The sequence below is a fragment of the Thomasclavelia cocleata genome (assembly GCF_900102365.1).
Lineage (GTDB): Bacteria > Bacillota_I > Bacilli_A > Erysipelotrichales > Coprobacillaceae > Thomasclavelia > Thomasclavelia cocleata.
On the sequence record NZ_FOIN01000013.1, the window covers coordinates 25,593 to 47,554 of the forward strand.

Here is a 21,962-nt window from a genome sequence, read left to right on the forward strand (position 1 = left end):
TCTATCAACGATATTCATTACCTATTTTAGATATTTTATTCATAGAAACTAACTATATTTAAATAAAAAGACAATGCAATTATTTGCATTGCCTAATAATATTTAAGTTAATATTTTAAAACCATTATCATAATCAATCATTATAGTACTTCCATTTCTAATTGATCCTTTAATCATTTCACGAGCTATTAACGTTTCAATATTTGATTGGATAAATCGTTTTAATGGACGAGCACCAAATGTTATATCATAACCTTGTTCACTGATAACTGCTTTAGCATGATCACTAACATTAATTATGATTTTTTTATCACTTAAACGATCTGAGAGCTGATTAATAAATTTATCAATAATTTTATTAACCACACTTTGATCAAGTGAATTAAAATAAACTATCTCATCAATACGATTCAAAAATTCTGGTTTAAAATGTGCTTTCAACTCATTTTCAACAGCCTTGTGCGTATCATCATTATTACCTTCTAATAAATAATTTGAACCAATATTAGATGTCATAATAATGATTGTATTTTTAAAACTTACTAAATTACCTTTCGAATCAGTAATCCGACCATCATCCAATACTTGTAATAATATATTAAATACTTCAGGATGAGCTTTTTCAATTTCATCTAATAAAACGATACTATAAGGATGACGTCGTACTGCTTCAGTTAATTGCCCTCCCTCTTCATAACCAACATATCCTGGTGGGGCCCCAACTAATCTAGACACACTAAATTTCTCCATATATTCAGACATATCTATTCGAACAATATTTCTTTCTGTATCAAACAATTGCTCAGCTAATGATTTAGCAACCTCTGTTTTACCAACTCCTGTAGGTCCTAAGAATAGAAAACTTCCAATTGGGCGATTTTCATCATTAATTCCTGCGCGGGATCTAAGAATGGCATCCGTAACTTTCTCAATTGCATCATCTTGACCAATTACTCTTACTTTTAATGCTTCATCTAATCGTAATAATTTTTCACGTTCAGATTCCATTAGTTTATTAACTGGTATTCCTGTCCAACGAGCGATTACTTCACTAACTGTTTCAACTGATACCTTTTCTTGTAATAGATCATCTTCGTTTTTTGAAGCTTCAAATTGTTCAATTTCTTTTTCAATTTGTGGTAAAGTTTGATATTTAATTTTTGATGCTTCTTCTAAATTACCTTCTGTTTGATATTTATCTTTTAATGCTTCTAAACGAACTTTTTGATCTTTTAATTCCTTTATATGATCTAATGATTTCTTTTCTTCCTGCCATTTATCAGTTAACCCTTTTACTTCTTCATCTAAAGATGCTATACGGCCTTTGATTTCATTTAAACGCTTTTCATTATCTTCATTTTTATCCTCTTTTTCAATTGAAATTCGTTCCATCTCTAAACGATTCTTCTCACGAGTAATAACATCTAACTCTTCAGGTAATGAATCAATTTCCATTCTAATTGAAGCACAAGCCTCATCAATCAAATCAATTGCTTTGTCAGGTAAAAAACGATCTGTAATATAACGCTGTGACATATTTACTGCCCCAATAATAGCACTATCAGTAATTTGCACTCCATGATGTGATTCAAAAGAATCTTTTAAACCTCTTAATATTGCAATTGTATCATCTTGGTCTGGTTCATCAACTTGAACCTTTTGAAATCTTCTTTCTAAAGCAGCATCTTTTTCAATATACATTCGATATTCATCTAAAGTCGTAGCTCCAATACAATGTAATTCTCCACGTGCCAACATTGGTTTTAACAAATTAGCAGCATCCATCGCACCATCTGTTTTACCTGCACCAACTAATTGATGAATCTCATCAATAAATAAAATGATTTCACCCTCAGCTTTTTTTATTTCATTTAAAACCGCTTTTAATCGCTCTTCAAACTCACCACGATACTTAGCACCAGCTACTAATGCACCTAAATCTAATTCATATAAAGTCTTATTTTGTAAAGAGACAGGAACATCATTTTTAAAAATACGCCATGCTAACCCTTCAACAATTGCAGTTTTACCAACTCCTGGTTCACCAATCAAAATAGGATTATTCTTTGTTTTACGTGATAATATCTGAATTACTCTTCGAATTTCTTCATCACGACCGATAACTGGATCAAGTTTTCCATCAGCAACATCCTTAGTTAAATCACGTCCATATTTTTCTAATACTTCATACTGATTTTCTGGATTTTGACTATTAACCATATTACCACCCCGCATTTCATCAATAATTTTTTTAACTTCTTTACAATTCAAATTATATTCATTTAATAAATCTTTTACCCAACTACTATTAAGCTCAAACAATGCTATTATCAAATGTTCTACACTTAAATATTCATCCTTAAATTTATTCATTTGTTTATCAGCTAAACTAAATAATTGATTTAAATCATAAGAAATACGTATACTATTTATATCAACATTACTAACAACTGGTTTGCTTTGCAATCTACCTGACAAGTTGTTTTGTATCCCTGCAATATCAACATTGCTTTTAGATAAAACTCGATATAAAATTCCCGCATTATCTTCTAATAATGCTAATAAAAAATGTTCTACATCTACTACTTGATGACCCATTTCACTAGCCATCATAATTGCCTTTTGGATTGCTTCTTGCATCTTGGCAGTCCATTTTTCAATGTTCATGTTAACCACTCCTTTTTTAGCACTCTTTCTCCCTAAGTGCTAACTACATTATACAACTAATTTTAGCACTGTCAATATCAAAGTGCTAAATTAACTAATTATAAAAAACTTTATTACTATTCACAGCCTCTAAAAACCAAGAAAATATCACGAAATATGAAAAAAGTATCATATTAAGACAGATTTTATAAACTGTTTTGCCAATAAATAAATCATATAATTCAATAGTATTACACAACAAGTATTTTATTAATTTAAATATTATGTCTAGCTGTATCAAAAGAGTTGGTCAATTATGTAAAGAAGCTAGTGTTGTTTTAACTAACATTGGTGCAATATTTCCATATGAAAACGATCCACAAGCTTCTAATATTAGAATTTCCTTTTCTTATCCACCAATTGATGAATTATCTAAAGCTGCAAACCTGCTTTGTATTTGTGTACAAATAGCAGCAATTGAAAAACTATTAAATTTAAAAGACAATCACATCTCGATTGTCTTTTAAACACTAATTACTATTATCTATTCTTTCTTTAAATACTTCAAACTCATCTTCTTCAAATATATATTTGCTTATTAACTTTAACTGTTTTTCACTTAATCCTTCTATCCATCCACTGCATTCCTGATGATATCTTCTTTCAATCTGTTCTTTAATCATTTCAATAAGCATCTCTTTTTTTCCTTTTTCAATCCCTTGTTTTATCCCTATTTCAATACCTTCTTCTAATCCCTTACTGTGATACTCATCTTTAAATGATTCTGTTCTTATTCTCGCTAATGCTAACTGATTCGCTATCGACCACATTGGCTCATTGTTCCTAAACTTGTCATACATCTTTATCACCATCCCGATTATGTCTTCTTCTTTCTCCTCTATTATACCAGTATATTCATTCTTTATAAACAGATAACATAACCTTTCCAAATCATTTAATTCTTTAACCTCTTTTTCTTTTAGGAGCTTTTCAATATGTTTCATCTTAATAAAATAGCGATAGTTTAGATTACCATTTTCCATCCTTCCATTGCTGTCTCTATATGCATAATCCCTAATCAAACAATCGTCATCATCATTGATAAAGATGATTTGATATACTGGTCTTAACATATTATACTTCTCACCAGCATCTAACTGTTCTACCAAAAGTCTGGCTCCATAAAACTGAAATCTTGCTGATTCGCTGTTAGAGCTGCCTGCCATCTGCATTTCTATATCAATAATTCTGCCAGTTTCATCAACAGCACAAATATCTAAAATAATATTTTTAGCAAGAACAGTATTTTGATTGATTTCAGGATTTTTAACAATCATTTTTTTACAGTCGATATTGGTAACGAGTTTAACGATGTACTTTCTTAACATTTTGGATTCAGCAGTATCTCTGGAAAGAAGATATTTAAAGAAAAGATCATTATTAAATTTAACTAAATCATTTTGATAATTAATTACTTCACTCATACAATAATCCTCCTATTATTTTTTACAAAATAATCAGGAGGATTACTTTTAAAAATCAAAAATCAGTATTGATAAATACCACGAACTCATTTACTAATAACATAACAAAAACAAGATTAAAATCAAATCCACACATGCTTTTTTGAAGTTTCCTATTTATTTGACTGCGAATGGTAACAAAATTTTAACTTACCCCTTCACACTATAAAAATTATAAATCACTATATAATTTTCCAACAGCTGTACTAAAAAAAGAGTACTAATAATTAGTACTCATAAAATTAATATATATCTTATTTACCGAAATATCTTTCAAGTAATCCAGCAAATGCTTTACCATGTCTTGCTTCATCACGAGCCATTTCATGAACTGTATCATGAATTGCATCTAAGTTTGCAGCTTTAGCTTTTTTAGCTAATTCTGTTTTACCCATTGTAGCACCATTTTCTGCTTCAACACGCATTTCTAAGTTTTTCTTAGTAGAATCAGTTACAACTTCTCCTAATAATTCTGCAAATTTTGCAGCATGTTCAGCTTCTTCATAAGCTGCTTTTTCCCAATATAAACCAATTTCAGGATACCCTTCACGATGTGCAACACGTGCCATTGCTAAATACATACCTACTTCAGAACATTCACCTTCAAAATTAGCTCTTAATTCTTTTTTAATTTCTTCATCAACATCTTTAGCAACACCAACTACGTGTTCAGCAGCCCATGTCATTTCTCCAGTTTGTTCAACAAACTTATCAGCACCCACTTTACATACAGGACATTGTTCAGGTGCTTTATCTCCTTCATAAACATATCCACATACAGAACATACAAATTTAGCCATTATAATTTTCCTCCATTTTTCTTATTTATGTGTAATCATTATCAGTAATAATTACTAATATTAGTATACTGTTTTTTTCATTAAAGTCAATAGAAAAAGTTAATTTTATTTTAAAAATCTTTTTAAATTAATATTTATATAACTTACTAACAAAACAATCATTTATGTAAGTCATTATATCACTATATTCATAAATTTCATTATTTATGAATATTAATTATAAAATAAAATAGTAAAATCTATAATAGTATATTACATAATAAAACTTACCGACTTCTTATATCGGTAAGTTTTTATAACGATAAAGTTTTATAAGAATTAATCTAAGATTTTCTTTTTTTTGAAATATAGTATCCAGCTAAACTCAATGTCATTAATGCAACAGTTGCTCCAATTACATTATCATCTCCAGTTTTTACACTTACTGTTGTATCCCCTGGTTTTACTGTTTCTACTGGTTTTGCTTCTAATCCTGCTAATGCTTTTGTTAAAGCTATCTCTGCTGCTTTTACTTCTGCCTCACTTGCTTCTGGATTTTCTAACACTGCTTTTGCATTTAATACTTCATTTGCTACTACTGCCCATGTGTTAGCACTGTAGTTTGCACTATTTAATCCATTTGCTTTATTGATTAAATCTTGTAATAAATCTTTACTTGGTTTTAATCTTAAGTTCAAGTATGCTCTCATTAATGCTTCATATGCTGCATCTACTTCTTCTTGTGTTGCATCTGCATTTTCTAATACTGTTAATGCTTCTGCCATTGGAACTGTTAATCCTTCTACTGTTGTAGCTATATATTTGCTTGTATCTAAACCATTTACCATATCATATAGATTTTGTAATAATGATTTATCTGCTCTTACAACTAATTGTCCAATTCCTTGTGTTAAGTTATTTAATGCTTCTACAACTTCTTCTTCTAGTGCATTTTCATTATTCATCACATCTTTTGCTGCATCCAATGCTTCTTGGAAGTTTGCCCATGAATCAGTTGTATAGTTACCTTCTTCATATTTCTCAGCTTCTGCAATTAATTCACCTAACGCAGTCTTGTCTCCTTTTAAGAATTCAAGCATGTGAATTGCAGTTGATAAACGTGTAAATGAAGCATCAATTGTTAATTGATCTGCTGTTTCATCTGCTAAAATTGTTTCAGCTTCTGCTAATGCTGCTTCAAATTCTGCTACTACTGCAGGAACAACATTTTCTAAAGCACCTTGTTCTTTTAATACATTAGCAGTTTCTACTGCAATTTGTAATGCTGTTTTATTTGTTTCTACTGGTTCTACAGGTACTAGATTATTTACTGCACCTTGTAAATCAGTTAGTGCTTTATCTAATTCTTTTTGAGTACTATTGTTATTAGCTAATACAACATTTGCATCTGCCAATTTTTGTACAAATTCTTGATAAGATTCTGTTGTATACTGATCTTCTACAATATCTAATCCATCAATATATGATTGTAAATCATTACGATTTGGAAGAAGATCAGAGCTATTCATCATAATAACTTCTGTAATAACAGGGACACTATTTGCTTCCCACTCAAATTTTAATTCATAAATATTTTTCCAGAATGGTAAATAAACTTCATTTAATGACTTACTTAAAGTACCTACTTGTACCCATTCTCTACCATTTTCACCATCTACTAGTACTAATACTTTAGCGTTAGAGATGTTTCCTTTTTGAATAATGTTAATCTTTGTAACATCTAGTTTTTCAGAAAGAGTATATGTAATATATCCTGCTTCTGTAGTATCTGGTCTATATTCAGTTGCTAAATTACCATCAAACATATTTTGTGGTGCAAAACCTTGCTTTTCAATTACACTAGCATTGAATGTAGGATCATTAGTAACAGGTACATATTCTCCATTATTAATAACAATTTCATTAAATACAACTGCACGATTATTATTTGTAGCAGTGATTAAAATTTTAATATAACGTGCTTTTACATTATCTGCAGTTCCTTCTACATATACCTTATTTGGATATGTACTAGATGCCTTATATCCAGCATCTGAATTTAAACATGTAACATTAGCATCATTTTCATTTTCAATTCCATCACCAATTGTAATAACTTTTGTCCAGTTTTCTAAATCATTAGAAATTAAAATATCAGCGTCACGAAGATAGTTTACAGCTGTATCTTGACAATACATTTCTAATTTATTAATTGTTCTTTCTTGTCCTAAGTCATAAATAATGTATTGTCCTTCTTGTGGTAAATCAGCAAATTCTGTAATTGTGTCCATTTTCCCATCAAATGCAGCTCCATTATCACGACAATCTTCTGCTACACCCCATGATGAGTTAATACCAATATCACTATCTAATAAATATGGTCCTGATAATTCATTTGAATTAACTTCAAATTTAGTAATATCAAATGTAACTGCTTCTCCAGTTTTATTAATTAATCTTACATATCGACCATCAGGTAAATCAGTACTTTCTGGATCCACATCTACCCAATCAACATAATTCTTTGAAACTTGTAATGTCAAATCATCACCATCAACTAATTGTAAATCAATATTAGCTAAATCTCTAATTCTAGGTAATATAACACCTATATATTCATTAGCATTTAATGTAATTGAACTTACTGGTGCAATTGAAACACTACTTGTTTCAATTGTAGTAGCGATTTCCTTTAAATCTTCATTATTTGTATCTACAAATGTATCATTTGGTTTACTAACTCTAAAATCAGACATCTTTAACCAAACACCTTTATCTTGAGTATTTCTAACTCTTACATAACGTGCTTTGATACCAGTTAAATCCTCTTCTACTATCTTCTTTTCTACATTTTGACTGTAGCTTGCAAAAACAGTATAGTTAATACCATCTTCTGAATATTCTAAATCATATTTATTCCAATAATCATTACCAGAATTTCCCATAACAAATCTAACTTTACCAAGCGGTAAAACAGATCCTAAATCTAAACCAACATAATCATCAACTTCACTATCCTGATTAAACCAAGTAAAAGTACTATCATCATCATCAATCAAGTTTGCTGTAGTATAAGTTGAATAAATTCCATATCTAGCTATTTTAATTACACTAGCATTGTATTTATCACTTGAGCTTTCTCCAACCCCTTGACCATTTACTACAATATCACGAACACCCAACCAGGTATTTGTTTTATCTGCAGTAGCAATCATTCTAATTCCTTTTACATTTTCTAAATTTAAATCTGTTAAATTAATTTCTTGTGGTAAATCATATTCTTCACCATTTACATCTAACCATTCTTTACCATCAATAGTATATTGTACTTTGGCTTTTAAGAATGTATCATTTAAATTTCCACTTTGTCCCAATCTAAATGTTACAGAATCAATATCAATTCCTTTTGTATAACTAATACCTACATATGTACCAGCTGTAATACTATTTGGTGTTTTATAAACTACTTCAGTACTAGCATTATTGTCTAATGCGTTATTTTCTGATCCAGTTGGTGTATCTGTACGATTAGTAATATATCTAACAGATTGTTGTCCTGGATTAACAATACTTGATACTCTTTCTGATATAACAGTATCTAAATTTTGCATAAATGGATAAATATGCTGTCTACCTACTTTTGCATATTCAGTATGATCAACATAGTGAAAACCATGTGTTCTAGATTCATCAAAAGCAGCTTGACCCGCAGCAAAGTAATCCCAAATAACATTACTATCTTCTTCATTTTGTAATGCTTTAGCTGCATTTAAATAATTAATAACTGCCTCTGTTGTTTCTTGCCAACAATCTAACCAATAAATAATCTGATCTCTGGTTCTTTCATTCCCTGTATTATTACGATAAATATTTGCACTATCTTGTAATAATTTAAATTCAGCAATTAAATCATCCGCTTTAGCAATAATATCATTACCAGCATTTAAATCACTCATAAACTGAGTTAATTTTGGTGCTAACTCAACTGATTCAGGTATACCAGTATTTGAGTTCATCATATGTTTACCTAACTCTCTATACGCAATAGAAGCTGGGGTATCATAAATTGTTCCATGATCAATATAATTAAATGCATCATGCCACACTTTATCATAATCACTAGCATCTTCCCAAATATTCCATGAATAATCTGCATTAGCAAAAATACCATGTTTACTTGGTTCAGATTGTTGCATTGGATTTAAAACAATACCTTTCATTTTTTCTGGATCAGCACCTGGAATTAAGAATCTAGTTGCTCCACCCATAATTAAACCATCTTTAGTATTATCACTGCATGGCCAGTTGATCCACATAAATGGAGCAGTACCCATACTATTATTAAAATTATTTAAGAATGTTGAATTTGTTGATCCCCAAATTTGTCCACCAGTTTGAATAATACTTACAGTATCTGGCATACCTTTTAATGAACTTAAACCTAAACCATTACCATAATAATTTGCTGGACAGAAAGTCATATCAACTTTAAGCCCTTCAACTGTAGCTTGTTTTTCAATTAGCCAATTTGTTAAATCTGTCATTAATCTAATATAACTAGTTCCTCCACCAACTGGTTCAGGAGCATCATCAGCTAAAATCGAAAATTGTTTAACACCAACACTCATTAATTGTTCGAATTTAGTTTTAATAACATTTAAATCCTCATTATAATTAGCATCGGTATCAAATCTAAAACTATTAGCCATAAATGGGTGCAATGCATAAACATAATAACACTTACTTTGGTTCCCAGCTTCTGCTAATCTAGCTATTCCTGACAACTCTTCATCTGTATACATTGATCTCCATTGTTTATTATGCTTTGGATCATCTTTTGGGGCATAAATATATTGATTTAATTTATAATCTCCACCAAAAGTCATTAAATCTGCACGATCTTCATTTGACCATGGATTTCCATAGTATCCTTCAATAAATCCTCTAGATTTAATATCAGCATAATCATTAATTTTTAAATTTAAGATATTATTATCTTTAACTTGTGTAAAGATATGTTTTATTGATGTTACGCCGTGGAAAGCAGCATCAGTATCTTTACCTAATACTGCAATAACACCATCATTGATACTTAAAATGTAAGAATCATATTTTGTAAATAAATCCTCACTATCAATTAGGGCATTTTCTTTAAAATATCTATCTACATAATCATCAGAGTTATATACCCCAACGATTAAGTTAGTTTTGCTTGTATCAATAGCTTCACCAACAGTATTTGTTTTATCTAATATATTTAAAACATCAACTACATGATCTCTAGTAAAACTATCAATTACATCACCATATACCACATTTACATCATTAGAAATTGAAAAATTATCATTTCCATAAACTACTTCATGTGGAGTTGGATAAATCGTATAAGCCGTGGCTTCTTCTGCACTTACAGGATTTAACATAATTAATGAACTAAAAGTCATCGATAATGTTAAAACAGCTGTTAACACTTTTTTTAACGTTTTTCTCATCTTATTCTCCTTTCTTGTATTGCACTAAATTAAAGTAGTATCCACGCTTACTATTAATTTAGTCCTCCATATTGCATAAGCTTATCACAAAAAATAAAGGACCAAATACAAATACACAAAAAGTATATATAGTATTTGGTCTTGCCTACTTAAAGTAACAATCCTACTGCATTTATATTATACCATTGCATAAATAACTGTCAACTGCTTTCACTAAACATCAAATATTATTTTATTTAATTTAAGTAAAAATTTAAATAATATTTACTAAAATAAAAAAGCAAATATTCATCAAAATACTTGCTTTCTACCCCATATTCTTTTTTATATGTATACATAAATATGTCTGTTCATCAGGTGATAACCTATAATCATATCTATCTTCAATCAACTTTACAATTCTATTAATACATAACGCTAGTCTTGAATCTTCTTTAAGCATATCACGAATATTTGAAGTTGTATCCACAAAATTATCTACTTCATCTCTAAATATTCTTTCAGCCAAATATTTTAGATGAATCGAGATTCGTGCATAGCCAATCGAATCCTCTTCTAATTCTATCTTCATTGTTGATTTTATAAGATTCAGTACCTCTTTAGTTAAAGTAACTATCTTAATTGCATTATTTGCCTTATCATTAAAAGAAAAATTAACTAAATGCAGTGCCAAATATCCAGCTTCATCAGCATCCAAATGAATTCCGAGCTTTTTCTCTATATAATCAAGAGCCCATAAACCAACCTTATACTCTTTTTTATATAATGTTCTTGTTTCATTTAAAATAATATTTGGTAAATATACATTTTCTTTTTTTCTCTTAACCGCAAAAGAAAGGTGATCACTTATAGCAATAAAAATTTCACCACTAAAATCTGTTTCTAACTCCTTAATGGCTTTGGCAACTATCTTATTCGCAATCTCAAAATAAATCGCTGGTACTTCATCAATAGATTGTTCAAAACGCTTTTTTTGATCATCCTTAAATAAATATGTTTTCTCTATCTTAGCTTCATCGACCAAATCTCCGATTTTCTTTTGAAACCCAATACCCGAACCAGTTAAAATAATATCACCAAGCTCATCTGAAATTGCAGCCACACTGTTATTGTTAAAAACTTTCAATATTTTCAACTTTGCCACCTCTTTCTACATTAGTATATCATTTATTGAATCAACAATAAAGCCAACTTCTGTCCCAATAATAATTTGTATACTACTTTTGCCAACTTTAACAATACCAGTAGCACCAGTTGCTAAAATTTCCTGCTCATTAACTAAATTTATATCTTTCAACTCTACTCTTAAACGTGTAATACAACTATCTACAAAAATAATATTACCACGCCCCCCTAATGCCTCTAATAACGAAATCGCTATTTCATCATAATCTTCAGTAGTTAAAGTCACATGATATTCTTTTTCATCAACCTCAATAATTGGTTCATCAATCTCCCTACCTGGTGTCATAAGATTATATCTCACAATCATAAACCTAAAAATACAATAATATAATATCGCACATACTACTCCTAAAGGAATTAACATAAATATATCGTTTGCATAAGGTGAACGAATGCTAAGAATATAGTCTATTAAACCTGCTGAAAAACCAAAACCTGCAATCCATTGAAAAAAAGCAGCAATAAACATCATAATTCCTGTTAATACAGCATGAATTATATATAAAAACGGAGCTACAAACATAAATGAAAACTCTAATGGCTCAGTTACTCCTGTCAAAAATGAAGCAAAAGCAGCTGACAATAAAATTGATCCAACCTGTTTTTTCTTTTCTGGTCGTGCACATTGATAAATAGCTATTCCCGCTGCTGGTAATCCAAACATCATTATTGGAAAAAAGCCAGCTTGATACATCCCAGTTAAACCTTGAACTCCCCCTGATACAGTACCCCAAAATTTTCCAATATCATTAATTCCTGCACTATCAAACCAAAATACCGAATTTAACGCATGATGAAGTCCCGTTGATATCAATAAACGATTAAAAAAACCATATAAACCAGCACCAATTGGTCCAAGTCCAGATATTGCTTCTCCCAATCCAACAAATAAACTGTATAATAATGGCCAAATAACTATTAAAATTGCTGATATCACTAACATTACAAAAGTAGATATAATTGGTACAAATCTTTTTCCACCAAAAAAAGAAAACCCTAGCGGTAACTTAACCTTAGAAAAATGCTGATAATTAAATGCTACAACCAATCCAGCAAGAATACCAACTAATGTATTTGCAGAATTTTCAAACGCTAAAGGAACCTCTTTAACAGGAATTCCTCTAAATAATGCCACTGCTTCTGGCGATAATAAAGTAGTTATTATTAAATAACAAACTACTGCACATATAGCTACTGTCATATCTTTTTCTTGGATCATTCCAATTGCAATACCAACCGCAAATAAAAGCGGTAAATTATCAATAATCGCTGTTCCCGATTCTATTAAAAATGCAGCAATTAAATTATTACTCCCCCAGCCAAAGGGATCAATCCAATACCCAATCCCCTTTAAAAGTGCAGCAATTGGCATTACTGACACTGGTAACATCAAAGACTTACCTAATCGTTGTAAATAATTCATCGTTATCCTACCTTATATATATATTAATTACCCAAAAAGCATTATAGCCCCCTATCTCTTTACCTTGTAAAATTATACCCTTTAATGTCAAAACCTGTCAACAAAAACAATAATTCTAAATTGAGCGTTGACATTATTTAAATTAAACGGTAAAATCTAATTGTGATGTTACTATTAAATTAGGCATTAGCAGTTATTTTTTTATAGCGCTAATGTCTTTTTATTTCATTAAAAATAAAAGGGGGGGGTGAAAATTAATGAAATTTTTATCAAAAGTGTTTACTTCAAATAAAAGTAACCAGATCTATGCACCTGTTAGTGGAAAAATTATTAATTTACATGATGTTCCTGATAAAGCTTTTTCAAACAAATTAATTGGTGATGGATTAGCAATTGAAGTATCCACTAATTGTATCTATGCTCCCTGTCAAGGAAAAATAAATATAATCGCTTCAACTAAACATGCATTTGGTATTTTAACACCTGATGGTGTTGAAATATTAGTTCACATTGGTATCCAGTTATTAAAACCTAATGCTGATAATTATAATTATCAAATAAAAGTTGGTGATTATGTAGATGTTGGAACACCTATTGTTATTTTAAGTGATGAATTACTAAAAAAATATAATTACAAAATAATAACCCCAATTGTAATATGCAACCATCATAATCATCCAATTAAAACAATAACTACTGCCTCAACCATAAAAACTGGTCAAACAATTTATACATACAAATAATTAGCTTCTTTTCAATAAAAAATTTAAGTATTAAAACAACTATAACCTAAAAAGATTCAAACTCTAATGAGCTTGAATCTTTATTTTTTATCTAATTCTCTGTTTCTTATTACTATACAGCAAAACTAATAAACTTATAATACCTGATGATATAAATGTTCCAATATTTATATCATCACTTGTTTTTGTTGCATTTATTATACTGTCTACTGATTTTACAGTATTAACATCATTATTTACTGGTGGATTTGTTGGATTAGCTTCTAATCTAGACATCGCTTTTGTTAATTCTGCTACTGCAGCTTCTACTTCTTCTTTTATTGCTTCTGGATTATTTAATACTATAGTTGCTTTTTCTACTTCAACATCTACTGCTTTTAATGATGCTGATGTGTAATTAGCTCTATTTAATCCATTTGCTTTATTGATTAAGTCTACCAATAAATCCTTATTTGGTTTTAATCTTAAATTGACAAATGCTTTTACTAACTCTGTATATACTTCATCTACTTCTTCCTGCATTGCATTTACATTTTCTAATACTTCATTTACACCTGGTAATACTGCCTGTAATGCATTCCATGTAGATTCTATATATTCACTTGCTGTTAGACTTGCTATTTGATCCATCATCTTTTGTAATGCTGCTTTATCCCCCTTAAAGAATTCTAACATATGCATTACACTTGCTAATCTAGTAAATGCATCATCTACTTCTTCTTGAGTTGCATTATCTTTATCATAAACAATTTGAGCATTTTCTAATACTGCATTGAATTCTTCTACTACTATTGGTACTACTTTATCTAATTGTACCTGAGTCACAGTCTCAGCCATTTCAATTGCAATTGATAGTGCTATTTTATTAGCTGATATAGTAGTTTCAGATACTAATACAGTAAATGTTGTTTCTTTACCTTGATAACTTACTGTAATCGTTTGCTTTCCTACTCTATTTTTATCATAACCAGTTATTTGATAATCTGTAATAATTCTTTCGCTTCCATCACTATATATTGCTTTTACTTCTAATCCTTTAAGATCTAATTCTTCATTTATTTTATATTCAAGTTTATCTGGCTGTGTTCTAATAGCTATATCTGTTAAAGTAATTTCTTTTTGAGCTTCAATTTTTATAATCGTAAATGAATGTGGACTTAATTCAATATCTACTGATGATTTATCATTAATGAATTCACTTTTTTCAATTGGAACATTATTAGGATTTTCTAATGTATTTTCAGCTGTGAATGAGCTTCCTGCTAATGTTTGAATCTCTACTTTTTTATCTGTAGCATCAAAACCATCTAAATTAATTTTCATTTTTTTACTATTTGAACGATCAACATTTACAATCGCTACATAAATATTTTCATCATCATCTTTACTGACTAATGTAGAATATGATGCTACCCCATTAGCCATTTTATCCACCTGATCAAATTCTGTAGATAAAATTTGATTACCAAAATTTTTATTAATCATTTCAAAAACTTTTGCTGAAGGAGTAGTAAAAAATTCATAATCCCCTTCACCAGTAATTGTATTTGCGCCTGCTTGTGGTACTGCTTGTATAACTGCCTGTTGTGTAGGTCCTAATGAATCTGCTCCAGAACTATACCAGTCAACTAAACAATGTTTTTGAATATATGGACTTCCTAGACGTACATACTCCATCATTACTTTAACGATATACAATGCATGAGTTTGTGAACGAACCAATGAATCTGTTGATCTAAATATACCATATTCAGAAATTACTGGTACCTTACCTTCTGGTAACATATTAACATAATTTTGAACATGTTTTATTCCTACATCTTCGGCTTTCTTCATTGCTGAATCATAAAATAATTCAGGATTTGCACTTCCTCCATCTGGAGTCCCAGAATATGGATGAATGGTTAATCCATCATAATAATCGTTATAACCGCGATTATTCATCTTTGTAACAAAACCTTGGGTTTCAAAACTTGAATATATATTACATTCTTTATTACTATCAATTATATTCATTGTCTCTTTCATTGCTTTAGAAATATCTACAAACCCATCTCTTTGTACCTGATAACTTACTCTAATCTCCTGATTTATTGGAGGAATCATTCCATGTATTCCATCGCCAAATGTAAAAGATCCATCACGATAATCAATTGTATAAACTTTATCATTACTACTTGCATTTTCTAATGACTCTACTTTATTCCATTCAGCTCCATTTACAAATACTTGAACACTGTTTTCTACAACCGCTTTAAAATCATTATCTAAAACTGTACCATCGCCACTCATTGGGTTTGGATTTGCATATCTCATATATCGTTTTTGATTAGGAGTTCCATCACTGTCACTAACTGCTTTATTCCAATCATCTTTTAATACTGCATATTGACGGTTAATTTTTACTAGACCACCTTCAATATATGCTTCTTCAGCTCCAGCATCTACAAACTGTGTCCAATATTGCTGAGACGTTGTACCATCTGTTCCACCTTGATTATTTTCATTTCCTATTTCAAAATATCTAACATTAAATGGCTCTACATGACCATTTTGAGCACGAACTTGTGCCCAATCAACGCCACCATTTGGATTAAGACCTACTGGAGCATTTAAATATTCAATTAAATCTGCTGCATCTTGTGCTGACCCACGTCCAAAACCATAAACATAAACAATTTCTGAGTTAACATCTTGTGCAAATGTCCCTAACTCATTAATTCCAAAGGTTGGTAATATTCCATGTTGATTAGCATTATTATAAAATCCATGAATTTGTTTAGTTCTACTTTCTAATGGACCTATTGACCCCTTCCATTGGAACAAATTAGATATAGTTCCTCCTGGATAGCGAATTGAACCAAAATTACACTCTTTATACAATTCTACAAAATCATCTTTCATTTTCATATTTGAACTATCAAAAGAGCCATAACCATTAAAAGCATAACGATGATTGATTCCAAAAATACTTTCATCAATTGATCTCTCAACATCATTTACATTAATATTAAGATTAATTCTAATTGCTAATGAATATTTATTCATTGCATCCTTTAATAATTCAATTGCAGAGGAAATCATATCTAAACTACTATTAACATCTAGTTTATTAGCCAATTCAATATTTTCTAGTAACATTATTGTCTCAGGTGATGAAGATTCCAATTTATTTGATCCATATAAAATCTCAGCTTGTTCAATAACATCAACCAATTCATCAAATAAAATTATCCCTGCCTTATCATCATAAATAACCTTTGCTTCTTGAGCATTAACTGCTTTTTCATAATAACGAATTTCATCCACAAAACCTCTCATTGATAAAGGATCATTCCCACCATTTTTATGTTTTCCAATCAATAAATCTGTTAAGCTATCTACAATATTATTTCCAGCATCTTTTTGACTATCAAACTGACCATTAATATAATAAGTTATTTTTTTTGTTGCAGGAGTATATACATATGTCACATGTTGCCACTTATTAACATCAACACTTTTATCACTATCTACGTCCATTCCATTTACATATGAACTATACTTATTATCTGCTTTTAGTGATAATAAAGTTCGACCACTTCCACTTTGTTGAAGTAAAACAGTTTTTTTAATTCCCCGATCAAATGCAGTATCATATTTATACCATAAAGAAATTGAAAAATCTCTTGCATTTGCATTTATAACATTATTAATACGCATATGACCTTCTTCACCATCACTAAAATGTAGTGATTTGCCAAACTTAGAATCTTCTATTGAAACATTATTTCCCATTAATGTTCCCTGATATTCTTGTCCTACTAAATTTTTTACTGTGTTTCCTTCAACATCTTCAAAATTATAATAGCCTTTTAATTTATCATTTAAATCGACATCCTGTCCTTGGATTGTTGTTGACATAGTCGTAAAAATAGATAATATCATAACTAAACTCAAAACAATTTTCCCTATTCTTTTCATAAGTTCTCCTTTCAAATAACAAAAAAAGACCATCCAACTATAAAAGCTGTATGGTCTTGCCTAATTAAATAGTAACAATCCAATTACATTATATCTATCTATTATTTCTATGTCAATATTTTTACTAAATTATTTAATAAATATTCAATATGTTTTAGTAAATTTTATCAAAGATCATTAGATCTAACTAAAATAATTGCTCTATTATTTCTTATATAAGAATATTCATCAATTGTTTGATTAGATACACACAATGGATCTTCACGTTTTAAATAATAATTATCTAATGGATAATGAGCATGCTCAATATCAATATAACTATTATCCAAAGCAAATAATGAAAAGTATTTATAACTACCTTGATCAATCTTATGTTTCCCTGGCTTCAACAACTCAATTACATTTTGTTTATTTATAATTCTAATTTTAACATTTTGATATTTTTCTAATAAACACATCGCACTAAAGAAATGGTCTAAACGACCACCAGTTACCCCATAAACATCAATTTCATCATATCCCTTAGAAATAGCATATTCTATAGCCGCATGAGTATCTGTAACATCTTTTTTTGTTGGTAAACGTTCTATTTCCAACTGTACTAATAAATCTTTATTTATAATAGAATCAAAATCACCAATTGCATATATTGGTTTAATTCCCAGATTAATCAATATTTCGATTCCACGATCAACACCAATATAATCTAAAGAAAAATCCAATTCTTCAGCTAAAGCACCACAAATCCCTATTTTCATTTTAAAGACTCGATTGCTTTAGTATAATCATCACTATTAAAAATATAACTTCCTGCAACTAATACATCAACACCAGCTTGATGACATAATTTAGCTGTTGTCTCATTAATTCCACCATCTACCTCAATTAAATAATTATAATTATTATCTTGTTTTAAACTAGCAAGTTTTTTAATTTTATCAACTGCAATAGGATTAAATTTTTGTCCACCAAATCCTGGTTCAACAGACATTACTAAAACTAAATCTAATTTTCCAAGAAAAGGTAACAACACTTCAACATCTGTATTTGGCTTAATAGCTATTCCTACATCAACATTTTGATTTTTAACATAATTAATTAAATCATCAATCTCATCTTTAGAAACAGCTTCATAATGAAAAACAATTAGCGAAGCATTACTATTAATGAAATTATCAATATATTTAGACGGTTCACTAATCATTAAATGAACATCTAAATACATATCAGTGACCTTACTGACATCTTTTAAAATACTGTACCCAAATGAAATATTGGGAACAAAATGTCCATCCATTACATCATAATGGATCCATTGGGCTGCCTTTATTTTATCAATTTCATCTTTTAAACAAGCAAAATCTGCTGATAATAATGAAGGTGCTATTTTAACCATATTTACGTTCCTCTTTCTTTTTTACTTCTTGTAAATTCATCAAATAATGTTCATATCGCTCCTTAGAAACCATTCCCCTAGCTACAGCTTCTTTTACCGCACACGATGGCTCACTATCATGTAAACAACCTCTAAACTTACATTCTTGACTATATTCTTCAAAATCATGATAAGCAACTGCCAACGATTCAGGGGTAATATCTAATTCCAATGATGAAAAACCAGGAGTGTCACCAATATAACCATCATACATTTTTATTAATTCTACATGTCTAGTAGTATGTTTTCCTCGTCCTAATGATTTTGAGATATTATTCGTTTCTAAATTCAAATTAATATCTAGAGCATTTAATAAACTGCTTTTACCAACTCCACTTTGTCCAGTTATTACTGTTACTTTATTCTTAAAAACAGCTTTTATCTCATTAATTCCCTGATTATCTTTTGAACTTATTTCATAAACCATATATCCAGCCTTACGATAATCTTCAATATATCTATTTATATCTTTATTCTCTAAATCGATTTTTGAAATAACAATTATTGGTTCAATTTTTAAATGTTCAATAACTAATAAAAATTTATCCAATAATACTGATGAAAAATCTGGTTCTCTAGATGAACTAACAATTAAAGCTTGATCAATATTACATATTGGTGGCCGAATTAAAAAATTTTTTCTTGGTAATAGCTTCATAATATAACCATCTACATATTCTACAAAATCTCCCACAAGCGGTTTTATTTCATCTTTACGAAATTTGCCTCTTGCTCGACATTGAATAACATTATTACCATCTTCTACATAATAAAAACCTGATAATGCTTTAATTATTCTACCTTTTGACATCAATTTTCTCCTTAATCATTCATAGAGTTATCTGGTTTTGAATCATAATAATATAATGTAATCGTCTCACCCTTTTTATTTACTGTACCAAATGATTCAGGGCTCTGTTTCATTACTCTATTAATTTCAATTCTTTCAATTTCTTCATCACTCAATGAATCAGTTGATAATTTACTTAATACAACTTTGAAATCTTTACTCTCTAAACGACTCTTTGCTGCATTAATTTCCATCCCAACAACATTTGGAATTTCAATCTCTAACCCCTTTGATACAGTTAAAGTAATTGTTCGATCAGTTTCATCAGGATCTATCTTATGCCCTTTTTGTAAACTCTGCTCTATAACTGTTCCTTGTGGTTTTTCTGATTGTTTTTCATCAATATATACTTTAAAGCCTAAATTATTTAAAACTTCTTTTGCCTTTTCAACATCCATTCCAAGATAATCACTAATAACTGTATAATTTCCTTTTGATACAGTCAAAGTAATTTCTCTGTCTTTATCTGTAGGATCAACTTTTTCATCTTTTTCTATACTTTGTTCAATAACTGTACCCTTTGTTTTTGAAGAAACCTCTTTTTCAATAATTACTTTAAAACCTAATTTCTTTAATGCTTTTTCCGCTTTATCAACATCCATTCCAAGATAATCATCTACTACAATATACTTACCTTTAGAAATAGTCAATTTAACAACATCACCTTCTTTTATTGTACTTCCTTTTTTAGGATCAGTTTTGACAATTTCACCTTTTTCATATTCATCAGATAATTCTTCAATTATATCATCACTAATTGTTACATTATATTCTTTTAATAATTCTATAGCCTGCTCTTTATCTTTACCTTCAAGATCAGGCATTAGATTTGTATCAGGTCTAATATTTGCATAAACAAGAAAAGTAGTTACTCCAGCTACAAATATAACACCTACAATTATTGCAACTTTAGCCTTTATATCCAAATTTTTAAATTTAGTTAATAATTTTTTCAATCCTTTTTCATCTTTTACTTTATCATCCTGAATTGATTCGGTTGTAGATGCTACATTAGTAGTATTAGCACTATTAAACATTGAACGTGAATCAAGCACAATCGTTGGTTCTGTTTCTGTATCATATACAAATTCTAATTTTTTCTCATTTGGACGCTCCATACAAGTATTAAGATCTTCAAGCATCTCTGTAACATTATGATAACGATCATTAAGGTTTTTAGCTGTTGCTTTAATAACTATATTTTCAACTGATTGTAAAATTGAAGGATTAAATTCCAATAAAGAAGGTAGATCTTCCTGCATATGCTTTAATGCAATATTAACAGGTGACTCGCCATTAAAAGGAACCTCTCCTCTTAACAATTCATAAAAAACAATTCCTAAAGCATAAATATCACTTTGAACAGTTGCTTTTTCACCTCGTGCCAATTCAGGTGCTAAATAATGAAGTGATCCCATAATCACATCAGTTTGAGTTACTTGTGCCAATGATTGCATTGAAGCAATTCCAAAATCAGCGATTTTTGCTACACCACTATCAGTTACTAAAATATTTTGAGGCTTCAAATCACGATGAATAATTCCAAGCTGATGTGCTTTAGCAATTCCACTTACTACCTGTTTCATAATATCTATCGCTTCAACAACATGAACTGCACCACGTTTTAAAATCAATTCTTTTAATGTTCTACCAGGAACATATTCCATCACAATATAATACTTATCTTCGTCCTCACCAACATCATATATTTCAACAATATTTTTATGTGAAAGTGCTGCTGCTGCACTAGCTTCACGCTGAAATCTAGTCACATAAATTGGATCTTTAGCTAAACTTGTTCTTAAAATTTTAATCGCTATTGTCCTATTTAGTATTATATCTTTAGCTAAGTAAACGTCAGCCATACCTCCTTGACCAATCAGTTCCAATAATTCATAACGTTCTGCAATTATTTTTGACATT

At 29.6% G+C, this 21,962-nt stretch carries 13 protein-coding genes; 2 read left to right on the forward strand and 11 right to left on the reverse strand.

Annotated elements, in window-relative coordinates:
* Positions 1-102 precede the first annotated feature (102 nt).
* Positions 103-2,667: an ATP-dependent Clp protease ATP-binding subunit gene (locus tag BMW96_RS06630; protein ID WP_092353748.1), complete on the reverse strand. Its 2,565-nt coding sequence runs from the start codon at positions 2,665-2,667 to the stop codon at positions 103-105.
* A gap of 197 nt (positions 2,668-2,864) precedes the next feature.
* Between BMW96_RS06630 and BMW96_RS06635 the strand changes: the two genes are divergently transcribed.
* Entirely contained in the window at positions 2,865-3,173 is a 309-nt protein-coding gene (locus BMW96_RS06635) for a hypothetical protein (protein WP_244881273.1), read from the forward strand.
* A gap of 3 nt (positions 3,174-3,176) precedes the next feature.
* Here the strand turns inward: BMW96_RS06635 and BMW96_RS06640 are convergent, their stop codons facing one another.
* The 5 genes from BMW96_RS06640 to nagE all read right to left on the reverse strand — a co-directional run bounded on the left by BMW96_RS06640 (position 3,177) and on the right by nagE (position 13,048).
* Complete coding sequence (locus BMW96_RS06640) at positions 3,177-4,130, reverse strand: Rpn family recombination-promoting nuclease/putative transposase (RefSeq protein ID WP_092353752.1); 954 nt, start codon at positions 4,128-4,130, stop codon at positions 3,177-3,179.
* A 293-nt stretch (positions 4,131-4,423) separates the two neighbouring features.
* Entirely contained in the window at positions 4,424-4,969 is a 546-nt protein-coding gene (locus tag BMW96_RS06645) for a rubredoxin-like domain-containing protein (RefSeq protein WP_092353755.1), read from the reverse strand.
* A gap of 323 nt (positions 4,970-5,292) precedes the next feature.
* The gene (locus BMW96_RS06650; RefSeq protein ID WP_092353757.1) at positions 5,293-10,440 is read right to left on the reverse strand and encodes a beta-N-acetylglucosaminidase domain-containing protein; all 5,148 of its coding nucleotides are present in this window, start codon (positions 10,438-10,440) and stop codon (positions 5,293-5,295) included.
* Positions 10,441-10,747: 307 nt separating this feature from the next.
* The gene (locus BMW96_RS06655) at positions 10,748-11,575 is read right to left on the reverse strand and encodes a PRD domain-containing protein (RefSeq protein ID WP_092353759.1); all 828 of its coding nucleotides are present in this window, start codon (positions 11,573-11,575) and stop codon (positions 10,748-10,750) included.
* A 15-nt stretch (positions 11,576-11,590) separates the two neighbouring features.
* Positions 11,591-13,048: an N-acetylglucosamine-specific PTS transporter subunit IIBC gene (nagE, locus tag BMW96_RS06660; RefSeq protein ID WP_092353761.1), complete on the reverse strand. Its 1,458-nt coding sequence runs from the start codon at positions 13,046-13,048 to the stop codon at positions 11,591-11,593.
* A gap of 257 nt (positions 13,049-13,305) precedes the next feature.
* Between nagE and BMW96_RS06665 the strand changes: the two genes are divergently transcribed.
* Entirely contained in the window at positions 13,306-13,791 is a 486-nt protein-coding gene (locus tag BMW96_RS06665) for a PTS sugar transporter subunit IIA (protein ID WP_092353763.1), read from the forward strand.
* An 87-nt stretch (positions 13,792-13,878) separates the two neighbouring features.
* On the opposite strand, the gene BMW96_RS06670 is transcribed toward BMW96_RS06665, so the two are convergent.
* The 5 genes from BMW96_RS06670 to pknB form a co-directional block, all read right to left on the reverse strand.
* On the reverse strand, positions 13,879-17,754 hold the full coding sequence (locus BMW96_RS06670; protein ID WP_092353765.1) for a LamG-like jellyroll fold domain-containing protein: 3,876 nt from the start codon (positions 17,752-17,754) through the stop codon (positions 13,879-13,881).
* Between the two features lie 167 nt (positions 17,755-17,921).
* Entirely contained in the window at positions 17,922-18,512 is a 591-nt protein-coding gene (locus tag BMW96_RS06675; RefSeq protein ID WP_092353767.1) for a thiamine diphosphokinase, read from the reverse strand.
* On the reverse strand, positions 18,509-19,150 hold the full coding sequence (gene rpe, locus BMW96_RS06680; protein WP_092353769.1) for a ribulose-phosphate 3-epimerase: 642 nt from the start codon (positions 19,148-19,150) through the stop codon (positions 18,509-18,511). The genes BMW96_RS06675 and rpe overlap by 4 nt, the downstream gene beginning before the upstream one ends.
* Positions 19,143-20,000, reverse strand: coding sequence for a ribosome small subunit-dependent GTPase A (gene rsgA / locus BMW96_RS06685; RefSeq protein WP_092353771.1), 858 nt, complete (start codon positions 19,998-20,000; stop codon positions 19,143-19,145). The genes rpe and rsgA overlap by 8 nt, the downstream gene beginning before the upstream one ends.
* Before the next feature lie 11 nt (positions 20,001-20,011).
* Positions 20,012-21,961, reverse strand: coding sequence for a Stk1 family PASTA domain-containing Ser/Thr kinase (pknB, locus tag BMW96_RS06690; RefSeq protein WP_092353773.1), 1,950 nt, complete (start codon positions 21,959-21,961; stop codon positions 20,012-20,014).
* Position 21,962 lies beyond the last annotated feature (1 nt).

What these genes read in the sequence shown, in the direction of transcription:
- BMW96_RS06630 (WP_092353748.1), bottom strand. Translation starts at nt 2,667, where the DNA reads ATGAACATTGAAAAATGGACTGCCAAGATGCAAGAAGCAATCCAAAAG.
- BMW96_RS06640 (WP_092353752.1), bottom strand. Translation starts at nt 4,130, where the DNA reads ATGAGTGAAGTAATTAATTATCAAAATGATTTAGTTAAATTTAATAAT.
- BMW96_RS06645 (WP_092353755.1), bottom strand. Translation starts at nt 4,969, where the DNA reads ATGGCTAAATTTGTATGTTCTGTATGTGGATATGTTTATGAAGGAGAT.
- BMW96_RS06650 (WP_092353757.1), bottom strand. Translation starts at nt 10,440, where the DNA reads ATGAGAAAAACGTTAAAAAAAGTGTTAACAGCTGTTTTAACATTATCG.
- nagE (WP_092353761.1), bottom strand. Translation starts at nt 13,048, where the DNA reads ATGAATTATTTACAACGATTAGGTAAGTCTTTGATGTTACCAGTGTCA.
- BMW96_RS06665 (WP_092353763.1), top strand. Translation starts at nt 13,306, where the DNA reads ATGAAATTTTTATCAAAAGTGTTTACTTCAAATAAAAGTAACCAGATC.
- BMW96_RS06670 (WP_092353765.1), bottom strand. Translation starts at nt 17,754, where the DNA reads ATGAAAAGAATAGGGAAAATTGTTTTGAGTTTAGTTATGATATTATCT.
- BMW96_RS06675 (WP_092353767.1), bottom strand. Translation starts at nt 18,512, where the DNA reads ATGAAAATAGGGATTTGTGGTGCTTTAGCTGAAGAATTGGATTTTTCT.
- rpe (WP_092353769.1), bottom strand. Translation starts at nt 19,150, where the DNA reads ATGGTTAAAATAGCACCTTCATTATTATCAGCAGATTTTGCTTGTTTA.
- rsgA (WP_092353771.1), bottom strand. Translation starts at nt 20,000, where the DNA reads ATGTCAAAAGGTAGAATAATTAAAGCATTATCAGGTTTTTATTATGTA.
- pknB (WP_092353773.1), bottom strand. Translation starts at nt 21,961, where the DNA reads ATGTCAAAAATAATTGCAGAACGTTATGAATTATTGGAACTGATTGGT.